At 41.2% G+C, this 20,414-nt stretch carries 17 protein-coding genes; 4 read left to right on the forward strand and 13 right to left on the reverse strand.

Going from position 1 to position 20,414, the window contains the following annotated elements; genetic code table 11:
* Positions 1-16: 16 nt before the first annotated feature.
* The 3 genes from SJY38_RS06990 to SJY38_RS07000 all read right to left on the reverse strand — a co-directional run bounded on the left by SJY38_RS06990 (position 17) and on the right by SJY38_RS07000 (position 5,377).
* Positions 17-3,097 carry an efflux RND transporter permease subunit gene (locus SJY38_RS06990; protein WP_377109482.1) on the reverse strand — a complete coding sequence of 1,027 codons (3,081 nt, stop codon included), beginning with the start codon at positions 3,095-3,097 and terminating at the stop codon, positions 17-19.
* Positions 3,098-3,099: 2 nt separating this feature from the next.
* Positions 3,100-4,116 carry an efflux RND transporter periplasmic adaptor subunit gene (locus SJY38_RS06995; protein ID WP_377109483.1) on the reverse strand — a complete coding sequence of 339 codons (1,017 nt, stop codon included), beginning with the start codon at positions 4,114-4,116 and terminating at the stop codon, positions 3,100-3,102.
* Positions 4,117-4,369: 253 nt separating this feature from the next.
* Complete coding sequence (locus SJY38_RS07000; protein ID WP_377109484.1) at positions 4,370-5,377, reverse strand: rhodanese-related sulfurtransferase; 1,008 nt, start codon at positions 5,375-5,377, stop codon at positions 4,370-4,372.
* A 198-nt stretch (positions 5,378-5,575) separates the two neighbouring features.
* Here SJY38_RS07000 and SJY38_RS07005 point away from each other — a divergent pair, with 198 nt between their 5' ends.
* Complete coding sequence (locus SJY38_RS07005) at positions 5,576-6,901, forward strand: DEAD/DEAH box helicase (protein WP_377109485.1); 1,326 nt, start codon at positions 5,576-5,578, stop codon at positions 6,899-6,901.
* Positions 6,902-6,903: 2 nt separating this feature from the next.
* Positions 6,904-7,734, forward strand: coding sequence for a S1 RNA-binding domain-containing protein (locus tag SJY38_RS07010; protein ID WP_004587877.1), 831 nt, complete (start codon positions 6,904-6,906; stop codon positions 7,732-7,734).
* A 250-nt stretch (positions 7,735-7,984) separates the two neighbouring features.
* Here the strand turns inward: SJY38_RS07010 and SJY38_RS07015 are convergent, their stop codons facing one another.
* The 10 genes from SJY38_RS07015 to gyrA all read right to left on the reverse strand — a co-directional run bounded on the left by SJY38_RS07015 (position 7,985) and on the right by gyrA (position 18,747).
* Positions 7,985-8,359 carry a hypothetical protein gene (locus SJY38_RS07015; protein ID WP_004587876.1) on the reverse strand — a complete coding sequence of 125 codons (375 nt, stop codon included), beginning with the start codon at positions 8,357-8,359 and terminating at the stop codon, positions 7,985-7,987.
* 91 nt (positions 8,360-8,450) lie between these two features.
* A complete protein-coding gene (pyrF, locus tag SJY38_RS07020; RefSeq protein WP_288421397.1) occupies positions 8,451-9,155 on the reverse strand; it encodes an orotidine-5'-phosphate decarboxylase in 705 nt (234 codons plus the stop codon).
* A 46-nt stretch (positions 9,156-9,201) separates the two neighbouring features.
* Entirely contained in the window at positions 9,202-10,338 is a 1,137-nt protein-coding gene (lapB, locus tag SJY38_RS07025; protein WP_286741194.1) for a lipopolysaccharide assembly protein LapB, read from the reverse strand.
* A 2-nt stretch (positions 10,339-10,340) separates the two neighbouring features.
* Complete coding sequence (locus tag SJY38_RS07030) at positions 10,341-10,622, reverse strand: lipopolysaccharide assembly protein LapA domain-containing protein (RefSeq protein ID WP_004587873.1); 282 nt, start codon at positions 10,620-10,622, stop codon at positions 10,341-10,343.
* Positions 10,623-10,643: 21 nt separating this feature from the next.
* Positions 10,644-10,931, reverse strand: a complete 288-nt coding sequence (ihfB, locus tag SJY38_RS07035; protein WP_286741209.1) for an integration host factor subunit beta — start codon at positions 10,929-10,931, stop codon at positions 10,644-10,646.
* 65 nt (positions 10,932-10,996) lie between these two features.
* Complete coding sequence (gene rpsA, locus SJY38_RS07040; protein WP_004587871.1) at positions 10,997-12,664, reverse strand: 30S ribosomal protein S1; 1,668 nt, start codon at positions 12,662-12,664, stop codon at positions 10,997-10,999.
* Positions 12,665-12,759: 95 nt separating this feature from the next.
* Positions 12,760-13,470, reverse strand: coding sequence for a (d)CMP kinase (gene cmk / locus SJY38_RS07045; protein ID WP_004587870.1), 711 nt, complete (start codon positions 13,468-13,470; stop codon positions 12,760-12,762).
* A gap of 107 nt (positions 13,471-13,577) precedes the next feature.
* Positions 13,578-14,855: a 3-phosphoshikimate 1-carboxyvinyltransferase gene (aroA, locus tag SJY38_RS07050; protein ID WP_004587869.1), complete on the reverse strand. Its 1,278-nt coding sequence runs from the start codon at positions 14,853-14,855 to the stop codon at positions 13,578-13,580.
* A complete protein-coding gene (gene serC / locus SJY38_RS07055) occupies positions 14,855-15,937 on the reverse strand; it encodes a 3-phosphoserine/phosphohydroxythreonine transaminase (RefSeq protein WP_024034095.1) in 1,083 nt (360 codons plus the stop codon). Before serC ends, aroA begins: the two co-directional genes overlap by 1 nt.
* Before the next feature lie 110 nt (positions 15,938-16,047).
* On the reverse strand, positions 16,048-18,747 hold the full coding sequence (gene gyrA, locus SJY38_RS07060; RefSeq protein ID WP_024034094.1) for a DNA topoisomerase (ATP-hydrolyzing) subunit A: 2,700 nt from the start codon (positions 18,745-18,747) through the stop codon (positions 16,048-16,050).
* A 178-nt stretch (positions 18,748-18,925) separates the two neighbouring features.
* Between gyrA and ubiG the strand changes: the two genes are divergently transcribed.
* On the forward strand, positions 18,926-19,636 hold the full coding sequence (ubiG, locus tag SJY38_RS07065) for a bifunctional 2-polyprenyl-6-hydroxyphenol methylase/3-demethylubiquinol 3-O-methyltransferase UbiG (RefSeq protein ID WP_004587866.1): 711 nt from the start codon (positions 18,926-18,928) through the stop codon (positions 19,634-19,636).
* Entirely contained in the window at positions 19,636-20,316 is a 681-nt protein-coding gene (locus SJY38_RS07070) for an HAD family hydrolase (RefSeq protein ID WP_377109487.1), read from the forward strand. Before ubiG ends, SJY38_RS07070 begins: the two co-directional genes overlap by 1 nt.
* Positions 20,317-20,414 lie beyond the last annotated feature (98 nt).

Raw genomic sequence — 20,414 nt, forward strand, 5'->3', positions numbered from 1 at the left:
GGGCATGGCTTTAAGGTTAGTCTATTTTTTCAAGCTCTTGTGCGAGCTGCTTAGATTCATCCCCCCTTGGCGTGGTAAAGCGTGCTAAGCCTAAGTAAATTACCGGAGTAAGATAAAGCGTAAACAACACCGCAAGTGCTAAGCCGCCAAACACCACCCAGCCAATTGCATTTCGGGCCTCAGCCCCTGCGCCTGTAGAGAGGATTAACGGCAATGCGCCAAGTAATGTAGATATAAGGGTCATCGTAATTGGGCGTAAACGTACCAGCGCAGCTTGCTCGACGGCTTTTCTGACCGTTAAGCCTTGATCGCGTAATTGGTCTGCAAATTCAACAAGCAAAATTGCGTTTTTAGCGATTAAGCCTATCAGCATCACTAAACCAATTTGAGAGTAAATATTTAACGACGTGCCGGTTAAATAAAGCGCTAATATGGCCGAGGTAATACCAAAGGGAACGGTTATCATAACCACAATGGCACTATTTACATTTTCAAATTGAGCAGCCAATACTAAAAATACAATTAAAAAAGCAAGTACATAAGTTACAAGTACTTCACTGGATGTTTCTTCATACGTTAGCGCTTCGCCTTTAAACGCAAGTGCAATACCTGGCTCTAACGACTGCTCAGATACCGTTTTTATTTGCTCTACTAAAGCAGCAATGGTTAACGATTCTGGTAACTCCATGCTGAGCTCTATTGAGCGGCGCTGGGCATGGCGCTCAAGCTCTGCAGCCACGCCTTCTTCAGAAATATACGCAACACTACTTAATGGTACTAAACTGCCATTACCCGCTCTGATGTATAAATTAGCCAAATCACTTGGACTGTTTATGGTTTGGTTTTGCGCTTGTAGCATGATTGGCACAGACTGATCGCCAATGTTTAAATCTTCTACATCGTCGCCATTTATTGCTGCGCGCAAGGTAATGGCAATGTCGTCTAGAGATACACCGAGCTCTTGTGCACGGTGTCTGTCTATATTTACTCTAAGTTGTGGTTGCGATGGCTGATAAGAAATACGCACAGGTGCCACCTCAGGAACGGCTTTTTCTAATGCAGCAGAAAACTGCTGAGCCGCTTTAAATATTTGCAAATAATCTTGCCCAAGCAGCGCGATTTCAACGCCTCCCCCTTGACCACGTAGATTTAAACTATTAGCCCCACCTGGGTAAGCCGGTGCTCCTGGAATATCGCCAAGTGGCTGGCGTATCTTATTAATAATTTCTTGTTGGCTAAAATGGCGCTCATCCCAATGCTTTAATGGCACAGTAATAAACACAATATTAGGGTCCCATTGGCCTACCACAGTATAAATTGACTCAATTTCGCCGCTATCGACAAACGGAAGTAAAATATCTTCCATTTTTATCGCTTGCCTATCCATAAAGTTTAGCCCTACACCATCTGGTCCACGTGCAAATATACGAATTTTTCCTCGGTCTTCTGTTGGCAAAAGCTCGCTGTCTAAACTGGCGTACAACGCCCCTGAGCCTGCTGCAACCAATAAACAGAGCGCAAACGTAAGCCATGCATGGTTAAGCACTTTATGAATTGTTTTTGTATAAATACCACCCAACCAATGGCCTAGTTTAGCAAATGGGTGAAAACCGCCCTGCTTTAACTTTAATTTGGAGGTAAGAGCAGGCACTAATGAAAGTGCCACAAAGCTTGATATAATTACCGCACCGGCAAGTACTCCACCAAACTCTCTAAATAAGCGACCGGCAGTAGAGGGTAAAAACGCAATAGGTATAAATACAGCGGCAAGTACAGCCGTGGTTGCTACAACAGCAAAAAACACCTCGCGCGTGCCTATTACAGCAGCTGCCCGACGCCCTAAACCTAGCCCCCGCTGGCGCTGAATATTTTCACTTACTACTATGGCATCATCAACAATTAAGCCTGTGGCTAATACAAGCGCCAACAAGGTTAAAATATTTATTGAAAAACCCAGTGCCCATATAAGTGCTAAAGAACCTATTAAGGCAACAGGAATAGCAAAAGCAGGCACTAAAGTGGCGCGCCAAGAGCCAATAAATACCCACAAAGTGACAACCACTAACAATACTGTAAGTAATAAAGAGTAAATTACTTCATCTACTGAGCTTCTTATAAATTGTGCGTCATCGGAGGTAAGTGTGAATTCCATTTCTGGAAAGCGTGTTTGCATACTTGTAATAAGCTTGAGCACTTCATCTGATATTTCAATTGTATTTGATTGTGCTTGTCGAATAATTTCCATACCAATTACGGGCTTACCGTTTAGCCTTACCATAGAGCGCGGATCGGCAGGGCCAAAATACACAGCCGCAATATCACTAATTCGGGTATCGCCTTGTATTATAATATCCCCAACTTGCTCTGGAGTAATAGAGGTTGCATCGGCACGTACAATAATTTGCTGATCGTTTGACTTTAAACTCCCTGCTGGCACATCAAACGGCGCTTGGCTAAGCACTTGTGCTACATCGGGCACTGTTAAATTAAAGCTACTTAGTTTTAGCGGGTCTATTCGTACTCTTAATACGCGTTCTCTATCACCGTTTAAGCGTACATCTGCGACACCCGGAATAGTTAAAAATTGCGGCGCTAAGTCAACATTTACGCGCTCGGTAAGTGCTTCAAGCGATAAACTTTCACTTGAAACAGTCAGAGATACAACTGCTTCGGCGTCGTTGTCGGCTTTAATAATAGAAACACGTTCTACTTCCTCTGGAAGGTCTCGCTCTACACGTGCAATAGACTCACGCGTTTCATTCGCGGCGTCATCTAAGTTTATGCCTGGTCTAAATTCGACCACAATACGTGCATTTCCCTCTTCACTTTGTGCACGTATTGATTTAACGCCACTTACACGCGATACTGCGCCTTCTAATTTGCTGGTTACTTCGGTATCAACGGTCTCAGGCGAGCCGCCAGGAAATGGCGCCGAAACCGTAATACGTGGTCTATCTACATCAGGAAGCTCTCTTACTTCAACACCCGCAATAGCAGCAATACCTGCAATAATAATTAATAAGTTAAGCACCACAATAAGTACTGGGCGGCGAATCGCCATTGAGGGTAAATCTTGCATCATAGGTTGCTGTTTCATACCTACTCCTGCGAATCTTGTAAGGGTAAATTAAAGCTTAGCTCTTGGCCTGCACGTAAGCGTTGTACCCCTTCAATTACTAAAGTATCGCCTTTATTTAACGGCCCAGAAACCAATAATCGCCCCGCCAAGCGCTGCTCTATTTTTACATCAACACGTGTGGCTTTTTTAGCAACGCTGCTCCATACATACGGGCCTGTTGCCCCCCACAGTAATGCAGCTTCAGGAACTGCAGCAAAACGCTCGCCTAACACTTCAATATGTACTCTAAAGCTCATACCAGGTAAAAATTGTTGTTTTTCATTATTTAGCTTGGCTTTAACACGTAAAGTACGGGTTTGTGGGTCTACGCGTGAGTCTAAATAAGCAATATCAGCGTTAATGGCAGTGTCTGATTGCCAAGGAAACACCGTTAAGCTGCTTTTATTACGCAGCATACTGATAGCCGACTCAGGTGCGTTAAAATTTATGTACAGGCTTGTTGTCTCATCTATTGTGGCAATGGGCGTTTGCTCGGTTATTCTATCGCCTACCTCAACATCTGTTAAACCCATAATGCCATTTATCGGCGCAATTACTTTTCTATCTTCAAGCTCAGTTTGGGCCTGTATGAGGGTGACTTTGGCAAGCTCTACAACGGTTTTAGCATCATCAACATCGCTTTTAGGCACTGCGCCTTTGGCCTGACTTTGTTCTAATCGTTTTAGTATTCGCTGGGTGTCGGCAAGTTTAATTTTAGCCTCATCAAGCGCTGCTTTTTGCCTACGAGAATCAAGTTCGAGTAAAGTATCGCCTTTTTTTACTTTATCACCTGGCTTAAAAAAAACGCCTGTTACTCTATCGCCTACTGCGGGGTACATTACAACCGAATGTATTGCCTCTGTATTTCCTACCGCTTGCACTTGTTGTTTAGCACTTTCGAGGGCAATTTTTTGTACAACAACGTTCGCGCTCATTGCAGGAAGGCTGAAAAACAGCAGCGAACTAAGCACACCGATTAAAAAGTTTTGCGATTTCAAAGTAACACCTTAATTAATTATTATTTCCATTACCTTACGAAGTCTAACAGCTGATTGATCAATAGGTAGGATAGAACGATAAATTAGCAAAACTATAAGATGAAATTAAATTGGTAATACCAATTAATTTTTGAAAAAGGCGCCTAATGACTAAGCATTTATACAAATACAGGCAGGATTAAACTAAAAAGTGGCTATATAAATAAAAAAGCCCAGTATAAACTGGGCTATGTAGATAATAGGTAGTTAAAGATTATTTACCGCGCTGGGCTTCTTTTTGTGCTTTTTTAGCTTCTTTACGTTGTTGTAAAACCGCTTGCGCTTCATTACCAATGTGCCCTTCACCACGTGCTTGTGCTAATTCTATTTGCTTTTGACGCTCAGCAAAACGAGCACGTTGCTCATCGGTTACATTATCAATACAGTGATGACACGAAACACCTTCCATGTATTCTGGCTTTTGCTTTTCTTCTTCTGTAATCGGCATACGACACGCATGACATTGATCGTAAGAGCCTTTTTGTAAATCATGATTTACTGCTACACGATTATCAAAAACAAAACACTCGCCTTCCCACATTGTGTCTTCTTTTGGCACTTCTTCTAGGTATTTTAAAATACCGCCTTCAAGGTGGTAAACCTCATCAAACCCTTGCTCTTTCATGTAAGCCGTTGATTTTTCACAGCGAATACCACCGGTACAAAACATGGCTACTTTTTTGTGTTTTTCTGGGTCTAAATTTTCTTTAGCCCACTGAGGGAATTCTCGGAAAGTTTTGGTATTAGGATCGACTGCATTTTGAAAAGTGCCAATTTCAATTTCGTAATCGTTACGTGTATCAATCAAAATCACTTCAGGGTCTGATATTAATGCATTCCACTCTTTAGGCTTAACATAGCTTCCCACTACTTTTAGTGGGTCAACCCCTTCAACGCCCATAGTAACAATTTCGTTTTTTAGCTTTACTTTAGTGCGGTAAAACGGGCATTCATCATCGAATGATTCTTTAGTCACTATGTCTTTTAGGTTTTCTTGTGTGTCTAACCACGCAAGTAAGTTATCTATTCCTTCGCGCTTAGCTGATACAGTACCGTTAATACCTTCAGCCGCAAGCAATAAAGTACCGCGTACTTCGTTTGCTTCCATCACATCTAAAAGAGGTTTACGTAGCGCTTCAAAATTTGGCAAACCTACAAATTTGTACATTGCACACACTACAAAGTGCTCGTTTGTTACATCATCTTTATGAACAGCAGTCATTTTACTTCCTATTTTGCTTTGATAGCCTTAAGTGGCGTTTACCGAATCGTAAATCCGGCGCATATGGGGCGCGTATTTTACGCTTTTTATAATTAATTGCAAAAAATAGCGCGTTAGAATGGTTTTTACTGTCGGCATAACCCTTGTGTAAGCTATAATGCGGCCATTAATTTAAGTTGCACATTGGAGAACACGACTTTGCACTTTACTGATATTGGGATTGATACTCGCCTTGAAACACAATTAGCACATCAAGGGATCACCCAGCCCACAGATATTCAAGCACATGCAGTGCCTACCGCACTTGCAGGGCATGACATTTTTGCTCAGTCTAAAACTGGGTCGGGCAAAACATTAGCGTTTTTATTACCTGCTGTTCAGCGAGTTATGAAACAAAAAGCGCTCAGTAAACGCGATCCACGTGTCCTCATCGTTGCACCAACCCGTGAGCTTGCAACGCAAGTATTTACGCAATTGCGTTTATTAATTGCGGGCACAAACATTAAAGCTGTAAAAATACTCGGTGGCGAGAACTTTAACGATCAAATTAAAGCCCTTCGTAACGACCCGCACTTTGTTGTGGCAACCCCAGGGCGTTTGGCCGATCACATCACAAAACGCTCATTACAATTAAGTGGGTTAGAGCTATTAATTTTTGATGAAGCCGACCGTATTTTAGACTTAGGTTTTACTGAACAGCTGAAAATGATTAACGAGCAAGCTAATCACCGCTTGCGCCAAACATTGTTGTTTTCAGCGACACTAGATCACGCTCAAGTAGATGCCCTATCGCGTAATTTATTAAAAAAGCCAAAACAAATTACACTGAGCGCCGCTAACGAGCAACACAGTGATATTAAACAAACGCTCTATTTAGCCGATCACCTTGATCATAAAGAAGCGTTACTTGAGCATTTTTTAAAACAAGATGATGTTGGCCAATGTATTATATTTACAGCAACCCGTGCCGATACCAGCCGTTTAAGTGAAGCATTAAATGCAAAAGGTTTTAAATCGGTGGCTTTAGCTGGCGATTTAACACAGAGCAAACGCCTAGAGATCATGGACTCGTTTAGCCGCGAAAACTTTAAAATTTTGATCACCACTGATGTTGCTTCGCGAGGATTGGACTTATTAAGTGTAACGCACGTAATCAATTTTGATTTACCAAAACACGCTGAAGAGTATGTACACCGTATAGGTCGTACAGGCCGCGCCGGATTTAAAGGTAATGCATTATCGCTAGTAGGCCCTAAAGACTGGGCAAGCTACTTAGCAATTAAGTCGTTTTTGAACGACGAGCTGGTTTTTGCAAGCGTTGAAGGCCTTAAAGCTAAATTTAAAGGTGTAAAAGAGAAAAAGCCTGCAACAGCCTCTGTAAAAACTAAAAAAGTTGCACAGGTGAAAAAGCCGCAAGTTAAACGTAAGGCAAAACCTAAAAAACCAGCTGCACCTATAAAAGCCCCGATAAATATTGATGGCAATTCACCAATGCGCCGTAAAAAAAAGCCTGAGCAGGAATAATTATGAGTTACCTAGGAACAACACAAACCTTATTTGTAAAAGAAGTGAGCAATGAAGGTGCTTACCTTGATGGCCACGATTTAGGGGAAGTGTTTTTACCAAAACACGAAATTAAAGATGAACTTGAAGCTGGCGATAGCATAAGCGTTTTTATCTTTTTAGATAACGCCAATTTACCTACAGCAACAGTAAAAAAACCTCATGCCCAAGTAGGTGAATACGCACTGCTTCGTGTTAAAGAAATAAATAGCATCGGCGCTTTTTTAGATTGGGGACTTGAAAAAGATGTTTTAGCTCCATTTAACGAGCAAAAACCACGTATGCAAGAAGGTCATTCTTATTTAGTTCGCTTATATTTAGATAATGCGAGCCAACGTATTTGTGCATCAAGCAACTTTAATCGCTTTTTATCAAAAGATGAACCTGAGTACACACATCTTCAAGAAGTTGATTTAATTGTTGCTGGTAAAACAGATATTGGCTACAAAGTGCTTATTGAAGAGTCTCACTTTGGTGTTGTGTTTTACAACATGGTATTTAAAAACTTATTTGTAGGGCAAAAGCTTAAAGGGTTTGTTCAAAAAGTACGTGAAGACGGAAAAATCGACGTTATACTTGAAAAGCCAGGCATGGGTAAAGTAAGTGAACTTGGCGATAAAATAATGGAAAAGCTTAAAAACGAAGGCGGCATACTAGCCATTGGTGATAAATCTGATCCTGAGCTTATCAAAAAAATATTTTCAACCAGTAAAGCTAACTACAAAAAAGCCATTGGTGGTTTATTTAAGCAAGGCTTGATAGACATAGAAGCCAAATCTATCCGCTTAAAATAGTCGTAAACCTATTTATAAGCGCTAATATTATGTTGGCGCTTATAGTTAAATTTTTTCTAAATAGTCTAATTAAATGCTTATTCAAAGATGATAAAACGTTTTGATGAATAAAAAACGTTATTTAGCTATTATCACTAACGGCACTTATATTGCCCTATTCTCTGCCCTCACCTTCGCGCAAATGAAATTTTTAAACAAAGCTAACACTTGGTTTTCCCTTCAAAAATAATTAGGGAATTGCTAATAGGCACTAGCCCATAATACGCTTATACGGCAACGTACATTCTGTATATTGCTTTGAATAATCAAGTATCTCAGCTTTGGTTTCTAAACTTAGTGGCGCCAACCTAAATACTTTATTTTCACATTCACTTTGTTTGTCGTCGTGATTTGAAATGCAATCTGACGTAGTTACGTTTTGGCGCGTTAAGCGCTCTTCATTTTTATAGCATAAGTGGTGTGCGTAGCCATGCATGGTTTGCTTAAATTCAAATAAATCGACAGGGTAATTTGCGACTAAGTCAGTAATCGTCGCTACTCCATCATAAGCTTTACTAGAAAAAACATATTTATTTACTGAAAAACCTGCAACAACAATTAAAATAGATCCAAAAATTAACTTCAAAATAAACCCCTTACTGCATTCTTAGTACTAATGTAGCATAAAAATGTATTCATAAAAGGGGTTTAGCACTAAATAATTGCTTTTTGTTAACTTAAACCAGCGACTTATTAACATCGGATAAAGTTTGTACCGGATCTGACGATTGTGTGATCGGTCTACCAATCACTAAGTAATCGCTACCCGCTTCAATAGCTTGCTTAGGTGTCATAATGCGTTTTTGGTCACCCACATCACTACCAGCAGGGCGAATGCCTGGAGTAACTAGCTTAAACGCGCTACCTAATTGTGCTTTTAGCGCTTTCGCTTCTTGGGCAGAACATACTACGCCATCAAGCCCTGCTTCTTTTGTTAATTTAGCTAAATGAATAACTTGTTCTTGCGCTGATTTTTCAACACCCAAACGCTTTAGTTCAGCTTCGTCCATGCTGGTTAGCACTGTCACTGCAATTAATAAAGGTGCTTTATCACCAAACTTTTCAAGTGCCTGCTTTGCCTTATTCATCATTTCAAAACCACCTGATGCATGAACGTTTACCATCCAAACGCCCATATTAGCCGCTGCGGTGACCGCTTTTGCCACTGTATTAGGGATATCATGAAATTTTAAATCTAAAAATACGTCAAAGCCTAAATCGATTAACTGTTTAACGAATGCAGGACCAAAATAAGTAAACATTTCTTTGCCTACTTTTAAGCGACACGTATCTGGTGAGAGTTTTTTTACAAAATTAAGAGCCGCGTCTTGTGAATCGTAATCTAGGGCAATAAGAACTTTTTTTGTATCTTCTAAAGACATAACTATCCTAATGAATGGCAGTAAAGTTATAAATAGTTGGGGGTTATTAAAATCCGTCTAGGCCTCTACTTGGCACAATGGTTTCCCAATGTTTACAAGATGGGCAGTTCCAATAAATAGTGTGGCTTGTAAAACCACAATGTTGGCATTGAAAGTCTGGTTTTGTTGCTATATACGACGTAACTAGCTTATCAATTTCATCAAGTACTTCTTTGGTATTTGGATTTTTATCACCCATTAGCTGTAGTAAAAAGCTAAAACCTCGAATCGTAGGCTGCCGTTTTAAGCTGTCAGTTAAAAACTCAAATGCCTGTTTAGTATTTCCTTGCTCTAACAGTGCTTGGCAATGTTTTATTTTTATTAGCACCCCACCTTTATCGAGCAAGTCACATAATAAATCATGAAACTGATGTGTTAAATTTAACTGCTTATAACTATGTGCAAGCTGGTCAATAAACAAAGGTGCAAATAACGTAAATTGGCAAACGAGTTCACGCCAATAGTAAATTGCTTTTACGTAGTCTTCACTTGTGTAAGCCGATAACCCTAATTCGTATAAAGGGCGAACCGCTTTGTAATTTAAACTAATGGCTTTGTTCATTAATCGCGGTTTATTTTCGCTTAGGGCAGCTTCGCTGTAAAAATTAGCAATTGCTTTAAAATGCTGCTCTTTAACAAATAACTCACTATGGGCTTCGAACATATTAATGCCCTTTTCCCACTCTCGGGTTTGCGAGTATAATGTAATAATTGGGTCAAGTGCTTGTTCATGCCCAGCTTTAACAAGCCACACTAAATGCTCTTCTGCACCGTCTAATAAGCCGGCCATAATATAATCTTCAGCTAATTCTAAACGGCTAGCGGCAGCTTGTTGTTCATTTAAGCTTGGGTGTTTTAAAAGGAGTTCATGAATTTTTATTGCGCGGTCAAGCTCGCCTCTTCGGCGAAACATAGTAGCAAGGGTTGAATAATGGTCAACAGAGTCAGCAGCCACTTCTAATAGGTTTATTAGATGCTCTAAGCCCTGATCTTCTTCTCTGTCTAGTAAAAACTTTAAGCCTTTACTGTATTCTGAAGTGATTTGGCGATTGAGTTGATGAGCTTGGTTTTTTGCACTATTTTTGCCCATAATCCAGCCATAACCGGCAGCAACAGGCAGTAGTAAAAACAAAAGCTCAATCATGATTAGGTGTCTTTATTAGCAATAAGCTTACTATTATTTTTTTCTGGCGCTAATTGTTTTTTCAAGCGGTAATTTTGCCACTTTAATTTAGAAAACAATTTAAAGCTAATAAAACACCCTATTATTACACCCAGTATAAAGCAGATACTTATTATTACAGCGAGTGGCAAGGTATTACTGGCAATAATATAATTGATTTGTACTAATTGTGGATTTTGAGAACCCAATAAAAATGCGCAAAATAGGCATAGTACAACCAGAATAATTTTTAATACCTTAAACAAGTAACTACTCCAACTGGTTAACTAGGCAATACTCTCATTTACGCGGTCGCGTAATTCTTTGCCTGGTTTAAAATGAGGTACATGCTTACCATCAAGCTCTACTGTATCGCCAGTCTTAGGATTACGACCTGTGCGAGGAGCGCGGTAATGCAAAGAGAAACTACCAAAACCTCTGATCTCAATACGATCTGAAGTAGATAATGAGCCGGCCATTTGTTCAAGAATTTCTTTTACTGCATTTTCAACATCTTTCACTGGAATGTGTGCGTGCTGTTCGGCAAGTGTTTCTATCAGTTCTGACTTAGTCATAGCGTTTCCTTAAAGAGAATAGTGGAAGGGCAAAACTGCCCTTCCAATTAAAAACTAATTAGTAATTAGTCTTTTTGTGCATTTGCGAAAGCAGCTGCCATTGCGTTTTCAAACACTGGCTCTTCTTTCTTAAGCTTCTCTAGTACTTCTTTCTCTTCTGCTTCGAAAAGAGCTTTAACAGATAAGCTTAAAGTGCGGTTCTTACGATCAACGCCAACGTATTTAGCTTCGATTTCGTCGCCTACAGAAGCAACAGTCGTTGCATCTTCAACGCGCTCTTGAGCGATATCAGCTACACGGATGTAACCTTCAACGCCTTCGATAAGCTCTACAGTTGCGCCTTTCGCATCAACTTCAGTCACTTTACCTTTAACAATAGCACCTTTTTTGTTTGCATCAAGGTAGTTATTGAACGGGTCAGCTTCGATTTGCTTAACACCTAGAGAGATACGTTCACGCTCTGGGTCAACTTGCAATACGATAGCAGTGATTTCGTCGCCTTTCTTGAATTCACGTACAGCTTCTTCGCCAGGCGTGTTCCAAGAAATGTCTGAAAGGTGTACAAGACCATCAATACCACCGTCAAGACCGATAAAGATACCGAAGTCAGTGATTGATTTGATCTTACCAGTAACTTGGTCGCCTTTGTTTTGTAGACGAGCAAATTCCTGCCAAGGATTAGCAATACATTGCTTAAGACCAAGAGAAATACGACGACGTTCTTCGTCGATTTCAAGAACCATAACTTCAACAGTGTCACCTAGTGAAACAACTTTTGAAGGGTGGATGTTCTTGTTAGTCCAATCCATTTCAGAAACGTGAACTAGACCTTCAACGCCTTCTTCGATTTCTACGAAGCAACCGTAATCAGTAAGGTTAGTTACACGACCAGAAAGCTTAGAACCTTCTGGGTAACGACCAGCGATAGCTGCCCATGGATCTTCGCCAAGCTGTTTAAGGCCTAGAGATACACGAGTTTTATCTTTGTCGAATTTAAGAACTTTAACTGCGATTTCGTCGCCAACATTAACGATTTCTGAAGGGTGCTTAACACGCTTCCACGCCATATCAGTGATGTGTAGTAGACCATCAACACCACCAAGGTCAACGAATGCACCGTAGTCAGTAAGGTTCTTAACGATACCTTTAACTTCTTGACCTTCAACAAGGTTAGCAAGAAGCTCTTCACGTTCTTGTGAGTTTTCAGATTCGATAACTGCACGACGTGAAACAACAACGTTGTTACGTTTTTGGTCAAGCTTGATTACTTTAAATTCAAGCTCTTTGCCTTCAAGGTGAGTTGTGTCACGTACTGGACGAACATCAACAAGTGAACCAGGTAGGAAAGCACGGATTGAATCAACTTCAACTGTGAAACCGCCTTTAACTTTACCGTTGATAACACCAGTAACAGTCTCTTGCTCTTCACATGCTTTCTCAAGACGGATCCACGCTTCGTGACGCTTCGCTTTCTCACGAGAAAGGATAGTTTCACCGAAACCGTCTTCGATTGCATCTAGTGCAACATCTACTTCGTCGCCTACAGCAACTTCTAGTTCACCAGCAGCATTTTTGAACTGCTCTGCAGGGATAGCACTTTCTGATTTAAGACCAGCATCTACAAGTACAATGTTATTCTCGATTGAGATTACTGTACCTTTAACAATAGAGCCTTGCTCTGCTTCAAAACCCTTTAAGCTTTCTTCAAATAACTGCGCAAAATTTTCTGACATACGAATATACGTCTCATATATTAATACCAATAAGCAACCATGCTGCATGGGGTTGTTAAAATAGCACTGGCGTCCTGCTGGTGCATAAAATGTGTTTAGCTTCGTTTAGGAAGCTTGCCTTGTGAGATAGCAATATCTACTAAAGTTATAACTTTATCAAACACTTGCTGAGCGTTAAGCTCGCTTGTGTCTATTTCAATTGCATCATCAGCAGGAACAAGCGGCGCAACGGTGCGATTCATATCGCGCTCATCACGAGCTTGAATGTCCTGTAATAGACCACTTAGTGTAACATCAAGGCCGCGCTCATTCAACTCAACATAACGTCTGCGCGCGCGTTCTTGTGCACTAGCGGTTAAATATATTTTTAATGGTGCGTCTTGAAAAACCACGGTGCCCATATCTCGGCCATCAGCAATTAAGCCCCGTTCGGTTTTAAACGCACGCTGGCGTCGAAGTAACGCTTCACGTACACGCGGTAATGCAGCCACTTTTGAAGCAGCTGCCCCAACCTCTTCATTACGAATTGTCGAGGTTACATCTTCGCCTTCTAAAATAACTTTTCCAGCATTAGTTTGGCTATCAACCAAAAACTGCACATCTAAGTTTGCAGCAAGCGGGACAAGCGCTTCTTCGTTGTCTAATGCTATTTGGTGATGAAGTGCGGCAAGGGATAATACACGGTAAATTGCGCCGCTATCCAATACATCCCACCCCAATTTGTCGGCTAACAAGCGACAAACAGTTCCTTTACCTGAACCACTTGGGCCATCAACGGTGATTACGGGCATTAATAACGCCTGCATTTAAAACCTCCTGCAATGCACACCTAAATAAAACCGCGATATTATACGTCACTTCTGCAAATAGATCCGCTTTAGTGTGAAACTTTTTATATTTATTTATAAAAAGCCTACTCACTCACTGATGCTAAAACCTTGAAAAAGGTTGGAAAAGTTTTATATGTACACTTAGGATCGTTGATTGTAATAGGCTTTCCGCCTACGGCAACCATTGCAAAACACATCGCTATACGGTGATCGTCATACGTATCTATAGCCACATCATTGAATGCACTCGGTGGTGTAATTTCGATAAAATCTTCACCCTCTACAACCTCGGCACCCACTTTACGAAGTTCAGTTGCCATAGCATATAAACGGTCGGTTTCTTTTACACGCCAGTTATAAATATTGCGAATAGCCGTAGGCCCTTTAGCAAATAAAGCGACCGTAGCAAGTGTCATTGCCGCATCAGGGATAGCGTTAGCGTCAATATCTACACCTTTTAATTCACCTTTGCGAACAACTAAACGCTCGTCATACCATTTTATTTCAGCGCCAACTTGTTCCATCACTTTAGCAAAACCAATATCACCTTGAACTGATTTAGCGCCCACGCCTTTAATTTCAATTTCGCCACCGGCAATGGCCGCTGCCGCAACAAAATAAGACGCTGATGATGCATCCCCCTCCACCATAATACGCTCTAGTGATTGGTATTGTTGGCCGCCTTTAACTTTAAATGTTGTATAGTCGCTGTGCTCAACAGTCACCCCAAAACGCGCCATTACATCTAACGTTATATCAATGTAAGGCTTAGATACCAAAGTACCCTTAATGGTAATTTGCGTATCACCACTAAATAAAGGGGCAGCCATTAGCAATGCTGTTAAAAATTGGCTAGAAATACTGCCATCAATTTCAACAGTACCGCCTTTAATTTGCCCACCAATTATTTTTAGTGGTGGGTAGTCTTTATGTTTTGTGTAGGTAATATCGCCGCCAAGTGCTTGTAGCGCATCGACTAAGTGCCCTATTGGGCGCTCTTCCATGCGCGGCTCACCTATAAGCTCATACTCCCCAGCTACAGCTGCGAGTACCGCGGTTAAAGGACGATAAGCAGTACCTGCATTGCCTAAAAATAAAGGTTCACTTGGGGTTTTAAATACACCGCCAACCCCTTCTACGGTTGCTACAGTGCGATCATCATTAAGCGTTACGTTAACACCTAGTAGTTTTAATGCACCCAACATATGGCGAATATCATCGCTATCTAGCAGGTTTTCAACAACGGTAGTCCCTTGAGCCAGCGCTGCTAATAATAAAATACGGTTTGATAGGCTTTTAGACCCAGGTAAGGTAACACTGCCATTTACACGAGAAATAGGCTCTAAACGAAGTTGTTCCATTAGCTGTGCTCCTGTGCAAATGCCGCCATAAAGTCAACCAAGGCTTGCACACCTGCAAGTGGCATTGCGTTATAAATACTTGCGCGCATACCGCCTACAATTCTGTGCCCTTCTAGGGCAAGTAAGCCGGCTTCTTTAGATTGCGTTACAAACTTTTCGTTTAAGCTTTCATCGTTTAGCCAAAACGGTACATTCATACGCGACCGACAATGCGTCGCTACTTTATTAGTATAAAAAGGCGATTCATCAATAAAGTCATAAAGCAGCTTAGCTTTAGCAATATTTTGTGCTTCCATTGCCTTAACGCCACCGTTTTGCTCTAGCCATTCAAACACTTCAGCCGCTAAATACCATGCAAAAGTAGGCGGTGTATTAAACATGCTGCCTTGTTTTGCTTCAAGTGCGTAATCTAAAATGCCAGGTTTAGCTAAACCTTCACGCTCAAGTAATGTTTTGCGCACAATAACAATAGCTATACCTGATGGACCTATATTTTTTTGTGCACCGGCATAAATTAAATCAAATTTATTTACGTCAATTTCACGCGACAAAATAGTCGATGACATATCAGCAATAATAGGTGCCGTTGGGTGGCTCGGCACATCAAAAATCTCTAAGCCGTCTACTGTTTCATTTGGGCAGTAGTGAATGTAAGATGCATCTGCAGGTAACTCCCACTGCGCCACTTCTTTTATAGAAAACAGCCCGTTTGCGTCATTTCTAACGTTGATTGAGTGGGTTTGAGTAAATTTATTAGCTTCATCAGTGGCACTTTTAGACCAAACGCCGTTCTCGCAGTAAACCGCCGTTTTACCATTTTGATGTAAATTTAATGGCACAGCGCTAAATTGACCGCGGCCACCACCGTGCATAAATAACACTTCAAATTCATCGCTAATGTTCATTAAACGACGAAGGCTGGCTTCGCATTTTGCAGTAAGCGCTAAAAAATCTTTACTACGATGGCTTATTTCCATCACAGATACGCCTAAGTCTTGCCAGTCTAAAAATTCTTTTTGTGCTTTTTGCATAACAGCTTGTGGAAGCATAGCTGGCCCCGCACAAAAATTATATTTACTCATTACCTTTGCCTCATTCCAGTAATTTAAACTCTTTTGATAAACAAAAGAGGATTATTAATTTTTTTCAACATGATTAAAAAAAGCGGCCTTAGCCGCTTTTTCAATTTCAGTTATTCAGAAGGTGGATTATCATCCGTTGCTTCTTCATTTACTGTATCAACCGTTTCAACGTCTTCAATATCAACTAAGTCACTGTCTGTAACTTCAATCTCTTCGATACGTTGTAAACCAACTACTTGCTCTTCGTCAATAGTTCTGATCAAAATAACACCTTGGGTGTTACGTCCAACCGTCGATACTTCATTAACGCGGGTACGTACTAGCGTACCACGGTTTGAAATAATCATTATTTCGTCGTTGTCGTCAACTTGTACAGCGCCAACTACTGCGCCATTACGCTCACTCACCTTAATAGATACAACACCTTGTGTTGCACGGCTCTTAGATGGGTAATCTTCAAGTTGAGTACGTTTACCGTAACCATTTTCAGTCACAGTTAAAATAGCACCATCAGACTTAGGCACAATTAACGACACTACGCGTTGGTCGTCGGCCATCTTAATACCACGAACACCGGTAGCAGTACGACCCATAGGGCGAACACCTTTGAAACGAATTTCAGGGTTGCCTTCTTCGTCGAGTACCGGGTTGCCGTTTTCATCAACAACAGCAGACTCTTCCGCTTCTTTAAAGCGTACCACTTTACCTGCATCAGTAAACAACATAATTTCGTTACTACCGTCGGTAATATCAACCCCAATTAGGCTATCGCCTTCGTTAAGGTTTACCGCAATAATACCGCTTGCACGTTGACGGCTGTATGCCGTTAGTGGTGTTTTCTTCACAGTACCAAATGCTGTTGCCATGAAAATGTATTTATCTTCTTCGTACTCGCGTACAGGTAAGATAGCAGTAATGCGCTCATCATCTTCAAGTGGCAGTAAGTTAACAATTGGCTTACCGCGAGCGGCGCGACTAGCCAGTGGTAACTGGTATACTTTAAGCCAGTACAAACGACCCGCAGTAGAGAAACATAAAATGGTATCGTGGGTATTAGCCACTAAAAGACGCTCAATGAAATCTTCATCTTTCATCTTCGTTGCTGACTTACCTTTACCACCACGGCGCTGCGCTTCGTAATCAGACAATGCCTGATACTTAACGTAACCTTCGTGCGACAAGGTCACAACAACATCTTCTTCGTTAATTAAATCTTCAAGGCTAATATCGTGCGCTGCAGCGTTAATTTCTGTACGACGCTCATCACCATATTGCTCTTTAATTTCAACTAACTCATCACGAATAACTTCCATTAAACGCTCAGGGCTACCTAAAATGTGTAGTAGCTCAGCAATTAAATCTAACAGCGATTGGTACTCTGCTAAGATTTTTTCATGCTCAAGGCCGGTTAGTTTGTGTAAACGTAAATCAAGAATTGCTTGTGCTTGCTGCTCAGAAATATAGTACTGACCATCGCGAATACCCAGCTCACTTGCCAGCCAATCTGGGCGTGCTACATTGTCTTCGCCTGCTTTTTCAAGCATAGCTTGTACGTTACCTAAATCCCATGGGCGAGCTGTTAAGGCTACTTTAGCCTCAGCTGGGGTTGGCGATTTACGAATTAACTCAATAATTGGGTCGATGTTGGCAAGCGCAATTGCTAAACCTTCAAGGGTATGAGCACGGTCGCGCGCTTTACGTAAATCAAATACGGTACGGCGTGTAACCACTTCACGGCGGTGAATAACAAACTCTTCAAGCATTTCTTTTAAGTTGAAACACTTAGGTTGGTTGTTAATTAATGCAACCATATTCATACCAAACACAGTTTGTAACTGAGTTTGTGAATATAAGTTGTTGAGGATAACTTCACCTACATCACCACGTTTGATCTCAATAACGATACGCATACCGTCTTTATCTGATTCATCACGTAGTGCGCTAATGCCTTCAATTTTTTTATCTTTAACAAGCTCAGCAATTTTTTCAATTAAGCGTGCTTTGTTAACCTGATAAGGAATTTCGTGCACGATAATGGTTTCGCGGCCTGTTTTTTCATCGGTTTCGATGTCGGCGCGTGCACGCATGTACACTTTACCACGGCCGGTTAAATAAGCATCTTCAATGCCTTTTTTACCATTGATAATGGCAGCCGTTGGGAAATCAGGACCCGGAATGTAATCCATTAATTCATGAATCGTTAAATCAGGGTTTTGAATAAGCGCTAAACAACCATTAACCACTTCAGTTAAGTTATGAGGTGGAATGTTTGTTGCCATACCTACCGCAATACCCGATGAACCGTTAACAAGTAAGTTAGGCACTTTGGTTGGTAAAACGTCAGGAATTTGTTCGGTACCGTCGTAGTTAGGAACGAAATCAACCGTTTCTTTTTCAAGATCGGCTAATAACTCATGCGACATTTTTGCCATACGTACTTCTGTATAACGCATTGCCGCTGCTGAATCACCATCAACCGAACCGAAGTTACCTTGGCCATCTACAAGCATATAACGTAGTGAGAATGGCTGTGCCATACGCACGATGGTGTCATAAACTGCACTGTCGCCGTGTGGGTGGTATTTACCGATTACGTCACCGACCACACGGGCCGATTTTTTGTAAGGCTTATTCCAGTCATTACTAAGCTCGTTCATTGCAAACAAAACGCGGCGGTGAACAGGTTTTAAACCATCACGTACGTCTGGTAATGCACGTCCTACAATTACGCTCATTGCGTAATCAAGGTAGGAGTTTTTTAACTCGTCTTCAATATTGACTGGCAGAATTTCATTGGCGAGATCAGTCATTTGATATCACATTCCTTCAGTATCAGCTCTTAGCAACCCGGTATTAGGCGCCAAGAGTATTTGTTATTATTTCTAAGCGACCATGCTATCACAATTAATTTAAATTTACAGGCGCAAAACTTTGCGATTTATCAATTTAGCCCTATATAATGGCCTCAGATTGACGAGGAAGTATTTTATGACCGAACATCAAAATGTAGATAACGCAGAAATAGCAAAATTTGAAGCCATTGCAGAGCGATGGTGGGACCAAGACGGAGAGTTTAAACCTCTTCACGAAATTAACCCATTACGATTAGACTTTGTGGCTAACAAAACCCAAGGCTTATTTGATAAAGAAACACTCGATGTAGGCTGTGGTGGCGGCATTCTTAGCGAAAGCATGGCACGCATGGGCGCACACGTAACCGGTATAGACATGGGCCAAGAGCCACTCACCGTAGCAAAGCTTCATAGCCTAGAAACCGGTGTAAATGTTGACTATATAAAAGTACCTGCAGAAGAATTTGCAACCCAGCACCCTGCTCGCTTTGATGTAATAACCTGTATGGAAATGCTAGAGCACGTACCTGACCCTGCTTCTATTATTCATGCAGTCGCAGAGCTTGCCAAGCCAGGGGCTGATGTTTTTTTCTCAACCCTAAATAAAACGCCTAAAGCTTACTTGTTTGCTATTGTAGGTGCTGAAAAGCTGTTAAAAATGGTGCCTGAGGGCACACACGATCACAACAAATTTATCAAACCTGCACAACTTATTGCATGGGCTGAACAAGCCGGTTTAAAAGTACGTGCCAGTGCTGGCCTAGGCTACAACCCGCTTTCTAAGCAGTATTCATTAAATACAGATGTGAGTGTTAATTACATTCTTCATTTTGAGAAGTTAGCATAATGGCTAGCTCTCATACCCCCTTAACTCCTTTTGAGTACGACGCTTTCTTATTTGATTTAGATGGCACCTTGCTTGATACAGCAGACGATTTAGGTGCTGCTTTAAATGCCGTACTTAAAAGTGAAGGTGTTGCGCAAGTTACGCCTGAGGCTTATAGAAAAGTAGCGTCTAATGGCGCCGGCGCATTGCTTGAACTTGGCTTTAAAGCGCAATGGGCATCGCAACCACAAACTGAACGAATAAAACAGTTAGTCAGCCACTACAGCCAAAACCTAGCTACACACACCCGCTGCTTTGAAGGCATAGAATCATTACTCATAGCCCTTGATAACCAAGGTATAAAATGGGGAATAATGACTAATAAGCCCGGGTTTTTAACCGATCCATTAGTGGCTGCTATACCCGCTTTAAAAAATGCACACGTTGTGGTCAGTGGCGATACCCTCACCGAGGCTAAACCATCACCTTTACCCTTACTACACTGTACAAAACTGATGAACGTAGATCCTAAGCGTTGTTTATACATAGGTGATGCTCAACGTGATATAGAAGCAGGTAAAGCCGCAGGTATGCACACAGCAACAGCGCTTTGGGGCTATATACCAAGTATTGATGAGGCCAAGGGCTGGGAAGCCGATTTTAACTGGCACAGCCCTATTGATGCTTTTAACCATATATAGTGCCATGTAAATTATTAAACACTATATATTGTGATTGTGTTAGTTTTTATGCAAAGCTTGTTGATAAAAAAAGCAGTCGAAATTTATTTTCAAAATGC

Origin of the sequence: Pseudoalteromonas sp. R86517 (assembly GCF_042466295.1) — a bacterium.
GTDB lineage: Bacteria > Pseudomonadota > Gammaproteobacteria > Enterobacterales > Alteromonadaceae > Pseudoalteromonas > Pseudoalteromonas atlantica.